Genomic DNA, 16,171 nt, shown 5'->3' on the forward strand with positions numbered 1-16,171 from the left:
CAGACATGCCTTGGAGCTATGTTCAACAAGATGAAGGCGCTGATTGCGTTGCTCAAGAAGATCATTCAACTGCGCACGTGGCAAATTCAGCATCACCGATTTTGCTCGGCGGCACCACGTCAATCGACGAAGCTATTCGGCTGACCATTTCGAACATGCCCAACGCGCTCAGGCTCTTGGAGAACTCATGATGGCGGACACGAAGCGGGGAGCGCATCCGTTCGCGCCGCTCGTGCTCGATGATGCCGGTTCGCTCGAAGATATGGCCGCGGCCGTGATGCGCCTGCACAGCACGCTGATGACGGTCGGACGCTGCTATACAACCGACGCCACAGGCGACCGGGCCGCGCTTGAGCTTGGATGCGTCGAGTCCGTGCTTGCGGGTGCATTCTGTACGATATTTGGTCAATCGCCGGCCAATCGCTTCGCAGACATCTTTGACCAGGTCACCTACGTGGCCGAGCACATGGTCAAGGACCACATCTTTGAAGACGGTAACAAACGAACCAGCCTTGTCTTTGCGTTGTCCGTCTTAAGGTTCGCAGGCACTCCGGTCGTGCTGTCTGACAGCCCCGAACCAAAAGACAACCAGTACTACGCCTGGATCCAGGACCTCGTTTCCAGTCGCCGCACGAACAGCGAGCTAGCCGAAGAGCTGCGCTGCGGATTCGTTGCGGGCACGGGCGATCTGTCGCTCGTATAGAATCTAAGCATCCGCACGCCGGTTAATGAATTGATTGGACACCACATGGAGATCCCCAGCACCCTGTGCAGTAATGTGTACGACTTCGCGTTTTGCCCCGAGCCCTGCTACGACCGCCTTGTCGACCTCGCCGATCCCGAGGACTGGGGTCCCGGGAACCGCATCCTCAGAAACTACTTGTCGTTTTCGTTTAGCCGCGCGGTGTTCCTGACCGAGCGCGACGTGGACCAGACCGCGCCGTCCAACCTGCCGCTGGTGTTCGACGACGACCGCTGCCTATTCAACACCGGCCTGTACACGCGCCGCTACGAGACCATCTACGGTCTGTTTGAGCCCAACACCAAGCCCGATGCGCGCCAGCGCTGGTTTTTGAAGGGCTTCTTTAAGGAGAGCGACCCCATGCTGGTCTCGTTTGAGTACCTGCCGTGCCGCGTGCGCTTTGCCGAGGACCCCTCCGAGCTGGTCTTTGACTACCGCCTTCCCATCCGCTCCAACATCGACCATATTCTGGGCGACGAGGAGAACCTGACGCGCATTCCTGCCAGCCTGATGGGGGAGGGTAACTCGCTGCTGCTGCGCCGCGCCTTTGAGGGCGCCGTCGTCGAGGCCGCCCGACGCGCCGCCGCCAACTACACGCTCGCCGTGCCGCAGTTCTACGGCGGCCGGATCCAGCTGCTGCCGCTGTGCCTAACCGGCGACAAGCCCGAACTGGCGCTGACCATCCAGCGCGAGGACGGTTTCTACGCCGCGCGCACCTGCCTCACACTCGACATGGCTTACAACAACGCGCGATTGATCTGCCGCCCCGAGACATCGTGGATAAAGCGATAAATGCTGGTTTAGCTGCTGTTTTGCCGATTGCTTTGGTTGCTTTGACTTGGCTGGCACTCACGAATTTAAAATCGAGGGCAAAAAGTTCTTGGTAAACCGAGCGCGGCTATGTTAGTATCTCTTTTGCCGAAAGGCGACGGGCGATTGGCTCAGGGGTAGAGCATATCCTTCACACGGATGGGGTCACAAGTTCGAATCTTGTATCGCCCACCATCAAAAGCGCAGGTCAGAGGTGTTAAGCCTCTGGCCTTTTTCTTTTTAACACCAAAATCGAAGCGAAGTTACCTAAGGCGATATATATTACGCAGTTCACCTTAGGTGTCGTCATTGCGCGTTTTGCAAAATGCGTCTGCGTTTATTCATTGAATTCCCTGCGTATTCTATGTGCAATTATGGAGACAGAGACCGCTGACTCACAGCTTGTACCAGCGCGTTCATGCCTATGGCGGCTTTTCAACGGATTGCGTTAAGCTTTTGGTCAGCGTTTGGTCAGCTTCCGGTACTTACCCGCATGATGCCCCGGTAGATAATCGTCCACGACCACAACCGCATGGTCTACGGCCGATACCAGGGGAGGCGCAAATGGACGAAATCGTCTGCGCAAACACCGCATTCCGTTACTGGCGCTGCCCGCCACAGGTCCGCGACCTCTACCCGAGACTGCCAAGCCCAGAAGACGGCTGGCGAGCCCTATCTCAATCGCCCTTTGTAGTCGACATCCTCAAGACCCCGATTATTACCACAACAGTGCCCGGTGGCGTTAATTACCATTCGGGATTACGGACAACAATCCACTGTGATGATGCTTCGGAGGTAGATAGCACGCTGGAAACCGCGATGAGCTTTAGGGTTACCAATCCACTTGCGACGCTATTTACCATGGCGCGCTTTGTATCTCCAACCGATCTTGTCCTTGCCATGTACGAATTCTGCGGACGGTTCTCAGTCTTTGAGCCCACGGTAGCAGTAGAAGCGGAACTAGACAAAGCCAATGAGGCTGCCGAGAATGCAACCACCGAATCCCTCTTTGACCTCGATGAAAGCCAAGACGAACCACAATGGAAACGCGTTTATGCGCGCATAAAAGTCAAAGAACAGGTAAATACGAAGGAGCCCAACGGACAAAAGAAAACGAAGGAGGTCACAAGGCTAAAGGGCACTTCGCTCTGGATGAGGAAGCCGCTCATCGAATTACACGAGCTTCATGAGTACGCCAGTAAGATGAAAAGACGAAAGTGGGGTACAAAGTTTTACAACGCCGCGCAGCTGGTGACAGGTATAGCAGCTTCTCCGCTTGAAGTTGCAGGAATTTTATTGCTGTCGCTTCCTCGCTCTCGCGGCGGTGCCGGCTTTCGAAGCGTTTACGTTAACGACCTTACGCCGCTTACCGCATCGGCGCAGAGCATTGCAGGGCAAAGAGTCTGCTACGGGGATATCGTGATCGTAAATCCAACCATAATGAAAGCAGACATCGTGGAGATTCAGGGGGAGGTCATCCACGGATCAGGCGCCGTGCTGGGCCACGATGCCAAACGCATGACGGCGCTGCAAAGTATGGGGTATGACGTCTTCCTGGTTACGCACGACATGCTTAACGATGCCGAGCAGCTTGATGCGATCGTGAGAAGTCTTTGCTCGCGCTTGGAATTACGCTATAGGTGCAAAACTAAGGCGCAAAAGGCGACGGAAATGGAGTTACGAGCCAAAGTACTGTGCAACTGGCTGGAAATCGGTCGTTAGACGGGTGCCCTGCTCATTTCCGGGCGTCCTCGGTCGGCTGTCTGCGATGCCGCCGCCACGAAACCGGCCCATCTACTACGTTTAACCCCGACCCCTCGACCATACCCCGTATTTCGCGAAAACCGCAGGCCGTCTACCTGCGGTTTTATTCTTGCCCGAGACGCCATGGTCGGGGGATGTCGCCCAAACGTAGTAGATGGGCCGGTTTCGTGGCGGGGATCCCGGGGGCGACCGGAGTGGAGCCTGATAGGCGGGCGGCGGCAGCGCCGCCCGCCCGCGGGGCGCGCCCCGCGGGCGCTGGTCTCCGCCGTCGCGACCCCGCGGGACTCCGGCGCCCGCGCCCCCGGAAAGTTTTTCCAAAAATGCCCTTGCATCGCCGTCCGAGTTCCCGTATAGTACTTCTTCGCACGGGGGCGTAGCTCAGCTGGGAGAGCGCTTGACTGGCAGTCAAGAGGTCAGGGGTTCGATCCCCCTCGTCTCCACCCGAGCATTGAATGAGGCTCCAACGCAAGTTGGGGCCTTTTTTCATATAGGCACACAAGGTCAAAGGCGGCAGCATGATCCTCCCGGTCGACAAGATCGTGCGTTGAACGGGTGCCGCGCGCATGGTAGTATTTCACATCGTGGTTCAAAGCGTTGGAGGCTGTTCTGCCACCCCAACTGCAAGCGCCACTTTATAAGGGCTCTTGGCGCAACGGTTAGCGCAGGGGACTCATAATCCCTGGGTTCTGGGTTCGAATCCCGGAGGGCCCACCAGGTTTTTCAACAGGTCAGGCAATATGTCTGGCCTGTTTTCTTTTTCATGGCATTAGTTTTCACTTGCAAATAGCCTGCTTGCTCATTTCCGGGCGCCCTCGGTCGGCTGCCTGCGATGCCGCCGCCACGAAACCGGCCCATCTACTACGTTTAACCCCGACCCCTCGACCATACCCCGTATTTCGCGAAAACCGCAGGCCGTCTACCTGCGGTTTTATTTCTGCCCGAGACGCCATGGTCGGGGGATGTCGCCCAAACGTAGTAGATGGGCCGGTTTCGTGGCGGGAGGCCCCGGGGGGCGGGCGGAGCGGAGCCTGATGGGAGGGCGGCGCTGCCGCCGCCCGCCCGCGGGGCGCGCCCCGCGGGCTTGGTCGGGCATCGAGGGGCCCAGGCGCCCTGGACGCCCGCCCGCATCGGCCCCGCGGGCGCCGGCCTCCGCCGTCGCGGCCCCGCGGGACTCCGGCGCCCGCGCCCCCCGGAAAGTTTTTCCAAAAATGCCCTTGCATCGCCGTCCGAGTTCCCGTATAGTACTTCTTCGCACGGGGGCGTAGCTCAGCTGGGAGAGCGCTTGACTGGCAGTCAAGAGGTCAGGGGTTCGATCCCCCTCGTCTCCACCCGAGCATTGAATGAGGCTCCAACGCAAGTTGGGGCCTTTTTTCATATAGGCACACAAGGTCAAAGGCGGCAGCATGATCCTCCTGGTCGACAAGATCGAAAAAAGCTTCGGCGCGCGCGTCCTCTTTAGCGGCGCGTCCTTCCAGATCAACCCCGGCGAGCGCTTCGCGCTCGTGGGCCCTAACGGCGCCGGCAAAACCACCATGCTCAAAATCATCATGGGCATCGACAGCCCCGACGCCGGCCAGGTCCAGTACGCCAAGGACTGCCAGGTGGGCTACCTAGAGCAGGAAACTAATCTGGAGCACAAGGACACCACCATCCTTGCCGAGGTCATGGCCGCCGCCAAGGAAATCCGCCGCATGGGCGAGCGCGCTAACGAGCTGCAGGCCCAGATCACCGAGCTCTCCGAGCAGGGCAAGGACGTCGACGCACTCCTTAACGAGTACGGCCAGGTCCAGGACCGCTTTGAGCACCTGGGCGGCTACGAGCTCGAGAGCAACGCCCGCAAAATCCTTTCCGGCCTGGGCTTTAAGGTCACCGACTTTGAGCGCCCATGCTCCGAGTTCTCGGGCGGCTGGCAGATGCGCATCGCGCTCGCCAAGCTCTTCCTGCGCCACCCCGACCTGCTGCTGCTGGACGAGCCCACCAACCACCTGGACCTCGAAAGCGTCCAGTGGCTGCGCGGCTTTATCGCCAACTACGACGGCGCCGTCCTCATCGTCAGCCACGACCGCGCCTTCATGGACGCCTGCGTCGACCACGTCGCCGCCCTCGAGAACCGCCGCGTGACCACCTACACCGGCAACTACAGCAGCTACCTCAAGCAGCGCGAGGACAACCTGGAGCAGATGCGCGCCAAGCGCGCCGCCCAGGAGCGCGACATCGCCCACATGCAGGTCTTCGTCGACAAGTTCCGCTACAAGCCCACCAAGGCAGCCCAGGCCCAGGAGCGCATCCGCAAGATCGAGCAGATCAAAAAGGAGCTTGTCATCCTACCCGAGGGCCACAAGCACATCGACTTTAAGTTCCCCGACCCGCCGCGCTCCGGCGACATGGTCGTGGGCCTGGAGGGCGTCTCCAAGTCCTACGGCAACAAGCACATCTACAGCGACATCGACCTCAAGCTCTACCGCGGCGAGCACGTGGCGCTCGTCGGCCCCAACGGCGCCGGCAAGTCCACGCTCATGAAGATCCTCGCCGGCCTGGAGCCGCCCACCACCGGCACCCGGGACCTGGGCACCAACGTGGGCGTGGCCTACTACGCCCAGCACGCACTCGAGGGCATGACCGAGTCCAATACCGTCCTGCAAGAGATCGACACCGTCACGCCCAAGTGGACCGTGCCACAGCAGCGCAGCCTACTGGGCGCCTTCCTGTTTAGCGACAACGATTCCATCGAGAAGCAGGTTCGCGTCCTCTCCGGCGGCGAAAAAGCGCGTCTGGCCCTGGCCAAGATGCTCGTGGCCCCCGAGGCGCTCCTGTGCCTGGACGAGCCCACCAACCACCTAGACATCGACTCGGTGGACATGCTCGAGAACGCCCTGCAAAACTTCCCCGGCACCATCGTGCTGATCAGCCACGACGAACACCTGGTGCGCGCCGTGGCCAACCGCGTCATCGACATCCGCGACGGCCAAGTCACGGTCTACGACGGCGACTACGACTACTACCTCTACAAGCGCGAGGACCTCGCAGCCCGCGCCGCCGCCGAGGCGGCAGGGGAGAGCGCGCCGGCCACGACCAAGTCCACCAAGGCCAGCGCCGCCCAGGCCGACACCCCCGTCGCCGCCCCCAAGCCTGCCGAGGGCAAAAAGACCAAGGAGCAAAAGCGCGCCGAGGCCCAAGCCCGCGCTGCGCTCAACAAAAAGCTCAAGGGCGTGCGCAACCAGCTCAAGAAGATCGAGACGGAGCTCGACAAAAAGCGCGCCCGCTATGACGAGCTTATGGAATTGATGGCAAGCGAAGAGCTTTATGCCGATCAAGACAAGTTCAACGCCGCGCTGGGGGAATATAACGGCCTTAAGCAAGAGCTACCCAAGCTCGAGGACGAATGGCTGGAGCTTTCCACCCAGATCGAAGAGGAGACCGCGCGTGAACTCTCGTAAGGCCGCTGCCGTGGCGATGAGCATCATCGCCATCGCCTGTCGCATCTGCGGCATCTTTATGAGCGCGATGACCGTGCTGCTGTGTTTTAGCGGCCTCACCGCCAAGCTGCAGATCGTAGGCTTTGTCGTTGAGCTTTCGCGCGCACTGCCGAGCGCCATCGCCGGCTATGGCGTCATCACGTCGCCCTTTGGCGGCGTGTTCCGCCTGGATTACGCCATCGTCGCCGTGATCCTGTTTGTGATCGACTACCTGCTCACGCGCGCCTCGCGCCGCATCCGCTAGGGGAGCGCTATGTCCAGCAGCTACCTCATGAACCTGCTCGCCAGCGCCGTCGCCGTCATCGTGGGCATCGTGATCCACGAGAGCGCACACGCCGCCGCGGCCTGGGCGCTCGGCGACAAGACGGCCCGTTCGCGCGGCCGCGTGTCACTCAACCCGCTTAACCATATCGACCCGTTTGGCACCATCATCCTGCCGCTGCTCATGCTCGCGGCCGGCGGCCCGGTGTTCGCCTTCGCCAAACCCGTGCCCGTCTACCTCAACAACCTCAAGCACCCCAAGCGCGACGAGGTCCTGGTGAGCGCGGCCGGCCCCGCGTCGAACATCGCACTCGCGTGCCTTGCCGCGGCACTCATGCACGTGGCGTACGGCAACCTCTACACCGGCATCTCCTTTGCCCTGGCGTCACAGATCATGAACTTCGGCGCCACGTTTATCGTGGTTAACCTGTCACTCGCATTCTTCAACCTCATCCCGATCCCGCCGCTCGACGGCTCGTCAATCATCGTGCCCTTCCTCAAGGGCAAGGCGCTCAACAACTATTACCGTCTGCAGCAATACGCTATGCCTATCCTCATCCTGGTACTGTACCTGCTGCCCATGTGGACCGGCATCGATGTGATCGGCCGCTATTTCGACGTTACCGTGTATCCGCTTGCTGAGCAGCTGCTCAACTTCGCAATCGCCGGCATCTAAGGTAAACTTACAGGTCGACCGTGCAAAACGGTCGCAACATGCACCCAAACCGCGCCGCGAAGGCGCCGTCAAAGGAGGTCGAAGATGTCGTATCGCGTGTCGACGCAGGTCTACAGCGGACCGTTCGACCTGCTGCTGCAGCTGGTAACCCGCCAAAAAGTAGATATCGGCGCCATCTCCATCAGCGAGGTGGCCGAGCAGTACCTGGCCGAGGCCGAGCGCATCGAGGCGCTGGACCTGGACGTGGCGAGCGACTTTTTGCTGGTCGCGGCAACCCTTTTGGACATCAAGGCCGCCTCGCTGGTGCCGCAGGAGGCCCCGAGCAAAGTCGATGACGACGATGACGAGTTCGACGAAGACCTCGAGGAACTCAGCGCGCTCGACGGCGACGCCCTGCGCGAGGTCCTGATTCAGCGCCTGATTGCCTACAAGCAGTTTAAAGGCACGGCTGCGGCCCTGGGCGCGCGCATGCAGGCCGAAAGCCGCATGCACCCGCGTGTGGCCGGCCCCGACCCCGAGTTCCTTGGGCTCATGCCCGACTACCTGGCTGGCATCACCCTGCGCGGTCTGGCCGTCATCTGTGCCGACCTTGACGGAAAGCGCCAGACCTTCTTACTGGAGGCCGAGCACGTGGCGCCGCATCGCGTGCCGCTCGACCTGACGGTGGCCTCCGTCGACCGCTTTACCATGGCGCACCAAACCTGCACCTTCCGCGAGCTGTTGGACGGCGATGCCACCACCGAGCAGCTCGTCGTTACCTTCCTGGCCATGCTCGAGCTCGCCAAGCGTGGCTCGCTCACGCTGAGCCAGGACGAGATCTTTGGAACCATCTGCATCAACCGAGTCGAGGGCGCCGAGGCATACGTGCCCGGCGAGGGCCCCGAGCTCACCGAATAGGAGCCGCAACCATGTCAACCCTTTCCACGCTGGAGGCAAACAGCCTCAAAGGCGCCCTCGAGGCGCTGCTGCTGGTGTCGAGCGACCCGGTGAGCGCGCCCGCGCTGGCAGGTGCGCTGGATATCGCCCCGGGCGAGTGCGCATCGCTGCTCGCCGAGCTCAAGGTTGAGTACGAGGAGGCCAACCGCGGCTTTCAGCTTCGCGAGGTCGCCGGCGGCTGGCGCCTGTTCACGCACCCTGCCTACCACGACGTGGTCGAGGCCTATGTGCTGAGCTGGGACACGCAAAAGCTGTCGCAGGCGGCGCTCGAAACACTGGCCGTCATCGCATACCGCCAGCCCGTGACGCGCGAGGTGGTCAAAGGCATCCGCGGCGTCAACTCCGACGGCGTCATCGCGTCGCTCGTGGACAAGGGTCTGGTGCGCGAGCTCGGCCGCGACCCCCAGCGCGGTCAAGCCATCATCTACGGCACGACCAACGCCTTTTTGGAAAAGTTCGGTCTGCGCTCCACCCGCGACCTGCCCGATCTTGAGCAGTTTGCCCCCGACGAGCAGTCGCGTCAGTTTATCCGCGAGCGCCTGAGCGGCCGCAGCATTCAGTCCACGCTCGAGGAGCAGGCCGAGGACCTGGACGAAGAGCGCGAACTGCTCGATACCGATGTTGTCGATGTTGAGGCAGTCGAGGACTTGGAATCCCTGGTCGTCGACGAGACCTCGGAGGATTTGCATGACGAGGACTAACGAAGTGGGGGAGACGCGCGCCATGGGCAACGCAGTACCCGCAGCCGACGCCCAGCCCGTCTATCCGCACACCATGCGCCTGCAGCGCTTTTTGGCACGCGCGGGCGTGGCGAGCCGCCGCGGCTCGGAAGACCTAATGACCGCCGGCCGCGTGACCGTTAACGGCCAGGTCGCGACCGAACTGGGCACCAAGGTCGATGTCGATCGCGATCACATCGAGGTCGACGGCATGCCCGTAAAGCTCAACCAGGGCGCCGTGTACCTGATGCTCTACAAGCCGACCGGCTACCTCACCACCATGAGCGACCCGCAGGAGCGCCCTTGCGTGGCCGACCTGGTCCCCCGCGACCGCTTTCCGGGACTTTTCCCGGTGGGTCGCCTGGACCGCGACACCACGGGCCTTTTGCTCTTTACCACCGACGGCGACCTATCGCAGGACCTGCTGCACCCCAGCAAGCATGTCTATAAGACCTACCAGGCACTCGTTGACGGCCAGCTGTCCGACCGCGATCTAGACCCGCTCCGCCGTGGCATCGAGCTCGACGACGGCCTATGCCAGCCGGCAATCTGCCGAGTCATCAACGCGCGCGAGGCCGAGGCCGTGGCTCCGCAGGGCGTCAAGCCCGGCACCACCGCCGTGGAGGTCATCATCCGCGAGGGGCGCAAGAACCAGGTCAAGCGCATGCTGAGCAAGATCCACCATCCGGTGATCCGCCTGCACCGCTGTAACTTTGCCGGCCTGGAGCTCAAGGACGTGGCCAAGGGCTCGTGGCGCGAGCTCACCGACCGCGAGGTGCAGATCCTCAAGGCCGGCGGCATCCCGCCCAAGCAGGCGAGCGACAAGCGCAACGGCGGCAAGCCCCAAGACACGCCCGCCAGCCGCACGCGTCACCACGGCAGCCACGGCTCCGCACCCAAGCGCAACACCTACCGCGAGCGCTACACAGGCTAGGCAACCCGCCGCGCCCCAGCGCCCGCGAACCATAGCAGCACGTCAACCATCGAAAGGAAGCATTGCATGATCGTCGCCATCGACGGCCCCGCCGGTTCCGGCAAGTCCACCATCGCCAAGGAGATCGCCCGCCAGCTGGGCTTTAACAAGCTCGACACGGGCGCCATGTATCGCGCCGTCACCTTCGCCGCGCTCGACCGCGGCATCGATCTAGACGACGAGGCGGCCATCGACGCCCTCGCCGAGCAGATCGAGATCCGCTTTACCAACGGCACCGGCGAGGATACGCGCCTGACCATTGACGGCAAGGACGCTTCGACCGCCATCCGCACCCCGCAGGTCGACGCCAACGTGTCCAAGGTCTCGGCCTATCCGGGCGTGCGCGCCGCCATGCTCATCCATCAGCGCCGTGCCGCCGAGGACCGCGATATCGTGGCCGAGGGTCGCGACATCGGAACCGTCGTGTTCCCTAACGCGCAGGTCAAGGTCTTCCTGACCGCCGACCCGCGTGAGCGCGCCCGCCGCCGCGTGCTGCAGCGTCACCAAAACGACGCCCAACCGCTCACACCCGCGCAGCTCGAAGCCGAGGTCGATGAGACCCTCGACGCCCTTAAGCAGCGCGACAAGCTCGACAGCAGCCGCGAGGTCGCCCCGCTCGTGCCCGCCGAGGACGCCGTGCACGTAGACTCCACCGCCCATACCATCGACGAGGTCGTCCGCATTATCGAGGGCCTCATCAACCAAAGGAGGTAGCCCATGCGCCTGTTTAAGCAGACGCCCGAGGACTATTACAACGCCCCCTACGCAGAGTTTCCAGCGCTCATCCGCGGCACCGTCGTCGTAGTCATGGCCATCCTTTGGGCCTTCTCCAAGCTCATGTGGCGTTGGAAGGTCGAAGATGCCGATCTGCTGTTTGAGCGCAAGGAAGGCCGCGGCAGCGTGGTCATCTGCAACCACACCTCGATGGCCGAGCTCTTGGCCGTGGAGACGGCGCTGTTCTTTGGGGGCCGCCGCATTCGTCCCATCTTTAAGTCAGAGTTCGCCAAGAGCAAGATCGTGCGCTGGGCCTTTAGCCGCGTTGGCGGCATCCCCGTGGAGCGTGGTACTGCCGATATGAAGTGCCTGCGCGCCGCTCAGCATGCGCTGCAGCGCGGCGAGGACGTCCTGATCTTCCCCGAGGGCACGCGCATCCGCTCGCGCGAGATCAAGCCCGAGGTCCACGGCGGCTTTGCGCTCATCGCCCAGATGGGCAAGGCACCTGTGAACCCGCTCGCCATCTGCGGCTGGTCCGATATCACGCCCGCGGGCAAAAAGCTCATGCGCCCTAAGAAGTGCTGGATTCGTGCCGGCAAGGCCGTCTCGCTTTCGGACGCGCCGGCCGGGCTTAAGCGTACGAAGCGCCTGACCTGGTTTGAGTCCGAGGCCATGAACCGCGTCTACGCCATGCGAGACGAGCTGTGCGCCGAGCATCCGGGCAGGTTCTAGCCATGGGTGAGAACGTCATGAATACAGCTGCGGCCGCCGCTGAGGAGGTCGTCCCCACCATCGAGATCGCTGCCCACGCCGGCACCTGCTACGGCGTGAAGCGCGCGCTCGATATGGCCCTGGCGGCCGCCCCGCAGGCGGAGGAGAACGCTCAGGTCCACACCCTGGGTCCGCTCATCCATAACCCCATCGTGGTGCGCGAGCTTGCCGAGGCGGGCGTCGGTCTGGCCGAGACCCTAGACGATGCCGCATCGGGCACCGTGATCATCCGCGCTCACGGCGTGGTGCCGCAGGTGATCGAAGCCGCACGCGAGCGTGGCCTCGACGTGGTCGACGCCACCTGCCCCTACGTGAAAAAGGTCCACGTGGCGGCGGAGCGCTTGGTACGCGAGGGCTACCACGTGGTAGTCATGGGCGAGCCGGGCCACCCCGAAGTCGAGGGCATCCTGGGCCACGCCGGCAATGATGCGCAGGTCGTGAGCTGCGCCGACGATGCGGACGCGCTGCCGCTCAAGGGCAAGGTGGGCCTCGTCGTGCAGACCACCCAGACCGCGCAGAACCTCGCCGAGGTCGTGGCGGCTATCACCCCGCGCGTGCAGGAGCTGCGTGTGATCAACACCATCTGCGCCGCCACGAGCGAGCGCCAACAGGCAGCAGCCACACTTGCCAACCGCTGCGACTGCATGGTCATCGTAGGCGGCAAGAACTCGGGCAACACCCGCCGCCTGGCGCAGATTTGCGCAGACGCCTGCGAGCGCACGCATCACATCGAGGAAGCTTCTGAGCTCCAGGCCGCGTGGTTTACCGACGCTCACCACATCGGCATCACTGCCGGAGCCTCCACCCCGCAAGAACACATCGAGCGCGCCGTCGCGCGCATCAAGGAGCTTTGCCGCTAACCATGGACCAGACCGTACCCGCATATGCCGCCGAGGTGGCCGATTACGGGCGCAGCCGCGACCCCGAGCCGGGTGAGGGCGCGCTCGTAAAGAACGTGCGTCCCGAATCGCCCGCGTGGGATGTGGGTATCGAGCCGGGCATGCGCGTGCTCACGGTCAACGGCGAGGCGCTCACCGACATGATCGTATGGCTCTGGGAGGCCGACGATGATACCGTCGACCTCGAGGTTTTCGACCCGCGCGACGGCACCGTCACCCCCGTCGAGCTCGACCGCTTTCCCGGCGAGGATTGGGGTTTGGAGTTCGATGGCCCCATCTTCGACGGCATGCGTACCTGCGTCAACGCCTGCGTGTTCTGCTTTATGACCATGCTCCCCAAGGGCGGCCGCTCCACGCTCTACATTCGCGACGACGACTATCGCCTGAGCTTTTTACAGGGCAACTTTGTCACGCTCACGAACCTCTCCGACGAAGATGTTCAAAACGTCATCGAACGCAATATGAGCCCCATGAACGTGTCGGTCCATGCCGTAAGCCCCGATGTCCGCCGTCGTATGATGGGCCGTAACGCCCAACGAGGCATGGACGTACTCGAGACCATCATGGCCGCCGGCATCGAGATTCACGCGCAGATTGTGCTGTGTCCCGGCATGAACGACGGCGAGGAGCTGGAAAAGACCCTGCGCTTTTGCGAGGAGCATGAGCAAATCACAAGCCTGGGCATTGTGCCGCTCGGTTTTACCAAACACCAAAACCGCTTTAGCTGGTCATACAGCGACAAGCCCGAACTGGCGCGCGAGACCATTGCCATGATCAGGCCCTTCCAGGACCGTGCCTACGAACGCTTTGGCCGCCACACCTTCCAGATGAGCGACGAGTTCTATCTGGACGCCGGCATCGATCCTCCCGAGGCAGACTTTTACGACGGCTATCCGCAGTACTACGACGGCATCGGCATGATCCGCTCGTATCTGGACGAGACCGACGACGTGTTGACTACCGATGCTGAGCGACTGGCCCGCGTCCGCGAGGCCATCGCCGCCCGCAGCCAGCACCTGCTGTGCCTCTCGGGCGCCAGCGCACGCGACACGGTGGCCCGCTTTGCGGAGTCGCCCAAGGGACTCGCCGGCACTGTCACGGCCATCAAGAACCGCTACTTTGGCGGCAACGTGGACGTGACCGGCCTCATCGTCGCGTGTGACATTCTTGAGCAGCTGCCCCAAGACCTGTCGGGGGTTATGCTCTTTGTGCCTAAGCTCATGTTCAACGCTGACGGCATGACGCTCGACGAGTATCATCGTGACGATTTACTCGCAAGCCTTACCAGTCGCGGCGCGGAGGTTCATGTGGTGTCGACAATGCCGCATGAGCTGCTCGATACCCTGGAGCACATCCTTGGCATTATGCCTGCCGACTCTAACACTTCCACTGACCCTACCCATTAAAGGAGAGCAGATGAAACCTATCGTCGCCGTCGTCGGACGCCCCAACGTGGGCAAGTCCACGCTCGTTAACCGCCTGGCCCAGACCTCGGACGCCATCGTCCACGAGTCCCGCGGCGTCACGCGCGACCGCTCGTATCACACGGCCGATTGGAACGGCCGCGAGTTCACCATCGTCGACACGGGCGGCATCGAGCCGCTCAAGAGCGATGACGTCTTCGCCACGTCCATCCGCGACCAGGCCCTCGCCGCCGCCGAGGAAGCCGCCGTCATCCTGTTTGTGGTCGACGGCCGCACCGGCGTCACCGAGGAGGACGAGTCGGTCGCTCGCATGCTCAAACGCTGCGACAAGCCGGTCTTTCTGCTGGTGAACAAGCTCGACAACCCCGATCGCGAGAACGACAGCATCTGGGAGTTCTATTCGCTCGGCATCGGTGAGCCCACGCCGCTCTCGGCCCTGCATGGCCACGGCACGGGCGACCTGCTCGACGATATCGTGGCCCTGCTTCCGGAGGAAGAGGACGAAGTCGCCGATGAGTTCCCCGATGCGCTGAACGTCGCCATCATCGGCCGCCCCAATGCCGGTAAGTCCTCGCTGTTCAACCGCATCCTGGGCGCCGACCGCTCCATCGTGTCCAACATTGCCGGCACCACGCGCGATGCCATCGACACGGTCGTCGAGCGCAACGGCAAGCACTACCGCATGGTCGATACCGCGGGCATCCGCAAGAAGAGCACCGTGTACGAGAACATCGAGTACTACTCCATGGTCCGCGGCCTGCGCGCCATCGACCGCGCCGACGTGGCGCTGCTCGTCGTCGACGCCTCCGTGGGCGTCACCGAGCAGGACCAGAAGGTCATGGGCTTGGCCATCGAGCGCGGCTGTGCCATCGTGGTGCTGCTCAACAAGTGGGACCTGCTCGACGATGACCGCAAGCGCGAGGCCTGCATGGAGACCGTCGACCGCCGTCTGGGCGTCATGGCTCCCTGGGCCCAGTACTTGCGCATCTCGGCCCTGACCGGCCGCAGCGTCGAGAAGATCTGGGCGATGGTCGACGCAGCCGAGAAGACGCGCTCGCAAAAGATCAGCACCTCGCGCCTCAATACGTTCCTCACCGACCTGCGCGAGTTCGGTCATACCGTGGTAGACGGCAAGCGTCGCCTGCGCATGCACTACGTGACCCAGACGGGCGTCAACCCGCCGACGTTCACGTTCTTCGTCAACCACAGTGACCTGGTCAACGACACCTACCAGCGCTACGTGGAGAACCGCATGCGCTCGACCTTCGACTTTGCCGGCACGCCCATTCGACTCTTCTTTAGGAAGAAGGAGCAAAAGGATGCATAATCCGATTCTGCTAACCGCTATCTGCGCCGTGGTCTCGTTCTTTATCGGAGCGATTCCGTTTGGCCTGATCTTGGGCCGCGTGTTTAACCACACCGACATCCGCAAGGCGGGCTCCGGCAACATCGGCACCACCAACGCCCTGCGCGTAGCCGGCCCCAAGGTGGCCGCGCTCACGCTGCTGCTCGACTGCCTTAAGGGCGCCATCTGCGTCCTTATCGCACGTCCGCTTATCGCCGACATGGGCTACGGCTTCCCCGTGAGCATTATGGCCCCCGGTGCCGCCGGCGACTGGATGCTCGGCGTCATCTGCCTGGCTGCCGTGTGGGGACACATCTTCTCGCCCTACCTCAACTTCCACGGCGGCAAGGGTATCGCCGTTGGTCTGGGTGTCATCCTCGCCTGGTACTGGCCTATTGGCCTGTCGCTGCTGGGCATGTTTATCGTGGCCGTCGCCATCACCAAGTTTGTGTCGGTGGGCTCACTCGCCGCTGCCATCGGTCTTCCCATCGCTGCTTGCGTGGTCTTTCCGTACAGCAGCCTGGGCCTCAAGTTCTGCATGGCGATGATCGGCATCACCGTTGTGTGGGCCCATCGCGCGAATATCCAAAAGCTCATGGCCGGTAAGGAGTCCAAGCTCTCGTTTACCAAGCGCGTCACCGAGCCCGACGATAAATAGGAG

16 protein-coding genes and 4 tRNA genes are annotated in these 16,171 nt (G+C 62.5%); all 20 read left to right on the top strand.

Translation table 11 applies throughout. From position 1 onward, the window contains the following. The first annotated feature begins 5 nt into the window (after window positions 1–5). The 20 genes from CSV91_RS10010 (at window position 6) to plsY (ending at window position 16,168) form a co-directional block, all read left to right on the top strand. Window positions 6–191 carry a hypothetical protein gene (locus CSV91_RS10010; RefSeq protein WP_147579372.1) on the top strand — a complete coding sequence of 62 codons (186 nt, stop codon included), beginning with the start codon at window positions 6–8 and terminating at the stop codon, window positions 189–191. After that, window positions 188–703, top strand: a complete 516-nt coding sequence (locus CSV91_RS02950; RefSeq protein ID WP_147579373.1) for a Fic family protein — start codon at window positions 188–190, stop codon at window positions 701–703. Before CSV91_RS10010 ends, CSV91_RS02950 begins: the two co-directional genes overlap by 4 nt. Window positions 704–748: 45 nt before the next feature. Then, window positions 749–1,534 carry a DUF3825 domain-containing protein gene (locus tag CSV91_RS02955; protein WP_232049547.1) on the top strand — a complete coding sequence of 262 codons (786 nt, stop codon included), beginning with the start codon at window positions 749–751 and terminating at the stop codon, window positions 1,532–1,534. 138 nt (window positions 1,535–1,672) lie between these two features. Then, window positions 1,673–1,747: transfer RNA gene (locus CSV91_RS02960), tRNA-Val, on the top strand. Between the two features lie 369 nt (window positions 1,748–2,116). After that, window positions 2,117–3,274: a hypothetical protein gene (locus CSV91_RS02965; protein WP_099431749.1), complete on the top strand. Its 1,158-nt coding sequence runs from the start codon at window positions 2,117–2,119 to the stop codon at window positions 3,272–3,274. A 409-nt stretch (window positions 3,275–3,683) separates the two neighbouring features. Continuing rightward, a tRNA-Ala gene (locus tag CSV91_RS02970) sits at window positions 3,684–3,756 on the top strand. 198 nt (window positions 3,757–3,954) lie between these two features. Next, window positions 3,955–4,030: transfer RNA gene (locus tag CSV91_RS02975), tRNA-Ile, on the top strand. Window positions 4,031–4,571: 541 nt separating this feature from the next. Then, window positions 4,572–4,644, top strand: a tRNA-Ala gene (locus CSV91_RS02980). A gap of 75 nt (window positions 4,645–4,719) precedes the next feature. Further along, window positions 4,720–6,753, top strand: a complete 2,034-nt coding sequence (locus CSV91_RS02985; protein ID WP_099431750.1) for an ABC-F family ATP-binding cassette domain-containing protein — start codon at window positions 4,720–4,722, stop codon at window positions 6,751–6,753. Beyond that, window positions 6,740–7,036 carry a hypothetical protein gene (locus CSV91_RS02990; protein ID WP_099431751.1) on the top strand — a complete coding sequence of 99 codons (297 nt, stop codon included), beginning with the start codon at window positions 6,740–6,742 and terminating at the stop codon, window positions 7,034–7,036. Before CSV91_RS02985 ends, CSV91_RS02990 begins: the two co-directional genes overlap by 14 nt. 9 nt (window positions 7,037–7,045) lie before the next feature. Beyond that, window positions 7,046–7,729 (top strand): site-2 protease family protein, encoded by a 684-nt coding sequence (locus CSV91_RS02995; RefSeq protein WP_099431752.1) that lies wholly within the window; start codon window positions 7,046–7,048, stop codon window positions 7,727–7,729. Window positions 7,730–7,813: 84 nt separating this feature from the next. Beyond that, window positions 7,814–8,626 carry a segregation and condensation protein A gene (locus CSV91_RS03000; RefSeq protein WP_099431753.1) on the top strand — a complete coding sequence of 271 codons (813 nt, stop codon included), beginning with the start codon at window positions 7,814–7,816 and terminating at the stop codon, window positions 8,624–8,626. An 11-nt stretch (window positions 8,627–8,637) separates the two neighbouring features. Continuing rightward, complete coding sequence (gene scpB, locus CSV91_RS03005) at window positions 8,638–9,366, top strand: SMC-Scp complex subunit ScpB (protein WP_099431754.1); 729 nt, start codon at window positions 8,638–8,640, stop codon at window positions 9,364–9,366. After that, entirely contained in the window at window positions 9,353–10,318 is a 966-nt protein-coding gene (locus CSV91_RS03010) for a pseudouridine synthase (protein WP_172622435.1), read from the top strand. Before scpB ends, CSV91_RS03010 begins: the two co-directional genes overlap by 14 nt. 66 nt (window positions 10,319–10,384) lie before the next feature. Further along, window positions 10,385–11,071, top strand: a complete 687-nt coding sequence (gene cmk / locus CSV91_RS03015) for a (d)CMP kinase (protein ID WP_099431756.1) — start codon at window positions 10,385–10,387, stop codon at window positions 11,069–11,071. A 3-nt stretch (window positions 11,072–11,074) separates the two neighbouring features. Continuing rightward, complete coding sequence (locus CSV91_RS03020) at window positions 11,075–11,803, top strand: lysophospholipid acyltransferase family protein (protein ID WP_099431757.1); 729 nt, start codon at window positions 11,075–11,077, stop codon at window positions 11,801–11,803. Window positions 11,804–11,805: 2 nt separating this feature from the next. Next, window positions 11,806–12,702 carry a 4-hydroxy-3-methylbut-2-enyl diphosphate reductase gene (locus tag CSV91_RS03025; RefSeq protein WP_099431758.1) on the top strand — a complete coding sequence of 299 codons (897 nt, stop codon included), beginning with the start codon at window positions 11,806–11,808 and terminating at the stop codon, window positions 12,700–12,702. Window positions 12,703–12,704: 2 nt separating this feature from the next. After that, window positions 12,705–14,147, top strand: a complete 1,443-nt coding sequence (locus CSV91_RS03030) for a DUF512 domain-containing protein (RefSeq protein ID WP_099431759.1) — start codon at window positions 12,705–12,707, stop codon at window positions 14,145–14,147. A 10-nt stretch (window positions 14,148–14,157) separates the two neighbouring features. After that, on the top strand, window positions 14,158–15,492 hold the full coding sequence (der, locus tag CSV91_RS03035; RefSeq protein WP_099431760.1) for a ribosome biogenesis GTPase Der: 1,335 nt from the start codon (window positions 14,158–14,160) through the stop codon (window positions 15,490–15,492). Further along, window positions 15,485–16,168 carry a glycerol-3-phosphate 1-O-acyltransferase PlsY gene (plsY, locus tag CSV91_RS03040; RefSeq protein WP_099431761.1) on the top strand — a complete coding sequence of 228 codons (684 nt, stop codon included), beginning with the start codon at window positions 15,485–15,487 and terminating at the stop codon, window positions 16,166–16,168. The genes der and plsY overlap by 8 nt, the downstream gene beginning before the upstream one ends. Window positions 16,169–16,171: the final 3 nt, after the last annotated feature.

Origin of the sequence: Collinsella aerofaciens (assembly GCF_002736145.1) — a bacterium.
In the GTDB taxonomy this organism is placed as follows: Bacteria; Actinomycetota; Coriobacteriia; order Coriobacteriales; family Coriobacteriaceae; genus Collinsella; species Collinsella aerofaciens_A.

Coding starts and splice junctions, on each gene's coding strand:
- CSV91_RS10010 (WP_147579372.1), top strand. CDS start 6: ATGCCTTGGAGCTATGTTCAACAAGATGAAGGCGCTGATTGCGTTGCT.
- CSV91_RS02950 (WP_147579373.1), top strand. CDS start 188: ATGATGGCGGACACGAAGCGGGGAGCGCATCCGTTCGCGCCGCTCGTG.
- CSV91_RS02955 (WP_232049547.1), top strand. CDS start 749: ATGGAGATCCCCAGCACCCTGTGCAGTAATGTGTACGACTTCGCGTTT.
- CSV91_RS02965 (WP_099431749.1), top strand. CDS start 2,117: ATGGACGAAATCGTCTGCGCAAACACCGCATTCCGTTACTGGCGCTGC.
- CSV91_RS02985 (WP_099431750.1), top strand. CDS start 4,720: ATGATCCTCCTGGTCGACAAGATCGAAAAAAGCTTCGGCGCGCGCGTC.
- CSV91_RS02995 (WP_099431752.1), top strand. CDS start 7,046: ATGTCCAGCAGCTACCTCATGAACCTGCTCGCCAGCGCCGTCGCCGTC.
- CSV91_RS03000 (WP_099431753.1), top strand. CDS start 7,814: ATGTCGTATCGCGTGTCGACGCAGGTCTACAGCGGACCGTTCGACCTG.
- scpB (WP_099431754.1), top strand. CDS start 8,638: ATGTCAACCCTTTCCACGCTGGAGGCAAACAGCCTCAAAGGCGCCCTC.
- CSV91_RS03010 (WP_172622435.1), top strand. CDS start 9,353: ATGACGAGGACTAACGAAGTGGGGGAGACGCGCGCCATGGGCAACGCA.
- cmk (WP_099431756.1), top strand. CDS start 10,385: ATGATCGTCGCCATCGACGGCCCCGCCGGTTCCGGCAAGTCCACCATC.
- CSV91_RS03020 (WP_099431757.1), top strand. CDS start 11,075: ATGCGCCTGTTTAAGCAGACGCCCGAGGACTATTACAACGCCCCCTAC.
- CSV91_RS03025 (WP_099431758.1), top strand. CDS start 11,806: ATGGGTGAGAACGTCATGAATACAGCTGCGGCCGCCGCTGAGGAGGTC.
- CSV91_RS03030 (WP_099431759.1), top strand. CDS start 12,705: ATGGACCAGACCGTACCCGCATATGCCGCCGAGGTGGCCGATTACGGG.
- der (WP_099431760.1), top strand. CDS start 14,158: ATGAAACCTATCGTCGCCGTCGTCGGACGCCCCAACGTGGGCAAGTCC.
- plsY (WP_099431761.1), top strand. CDS start 15,485: ATGCATAATCCGATTCTGCTAACCGCTATCTGCGCCGTGGTCTCGTTC.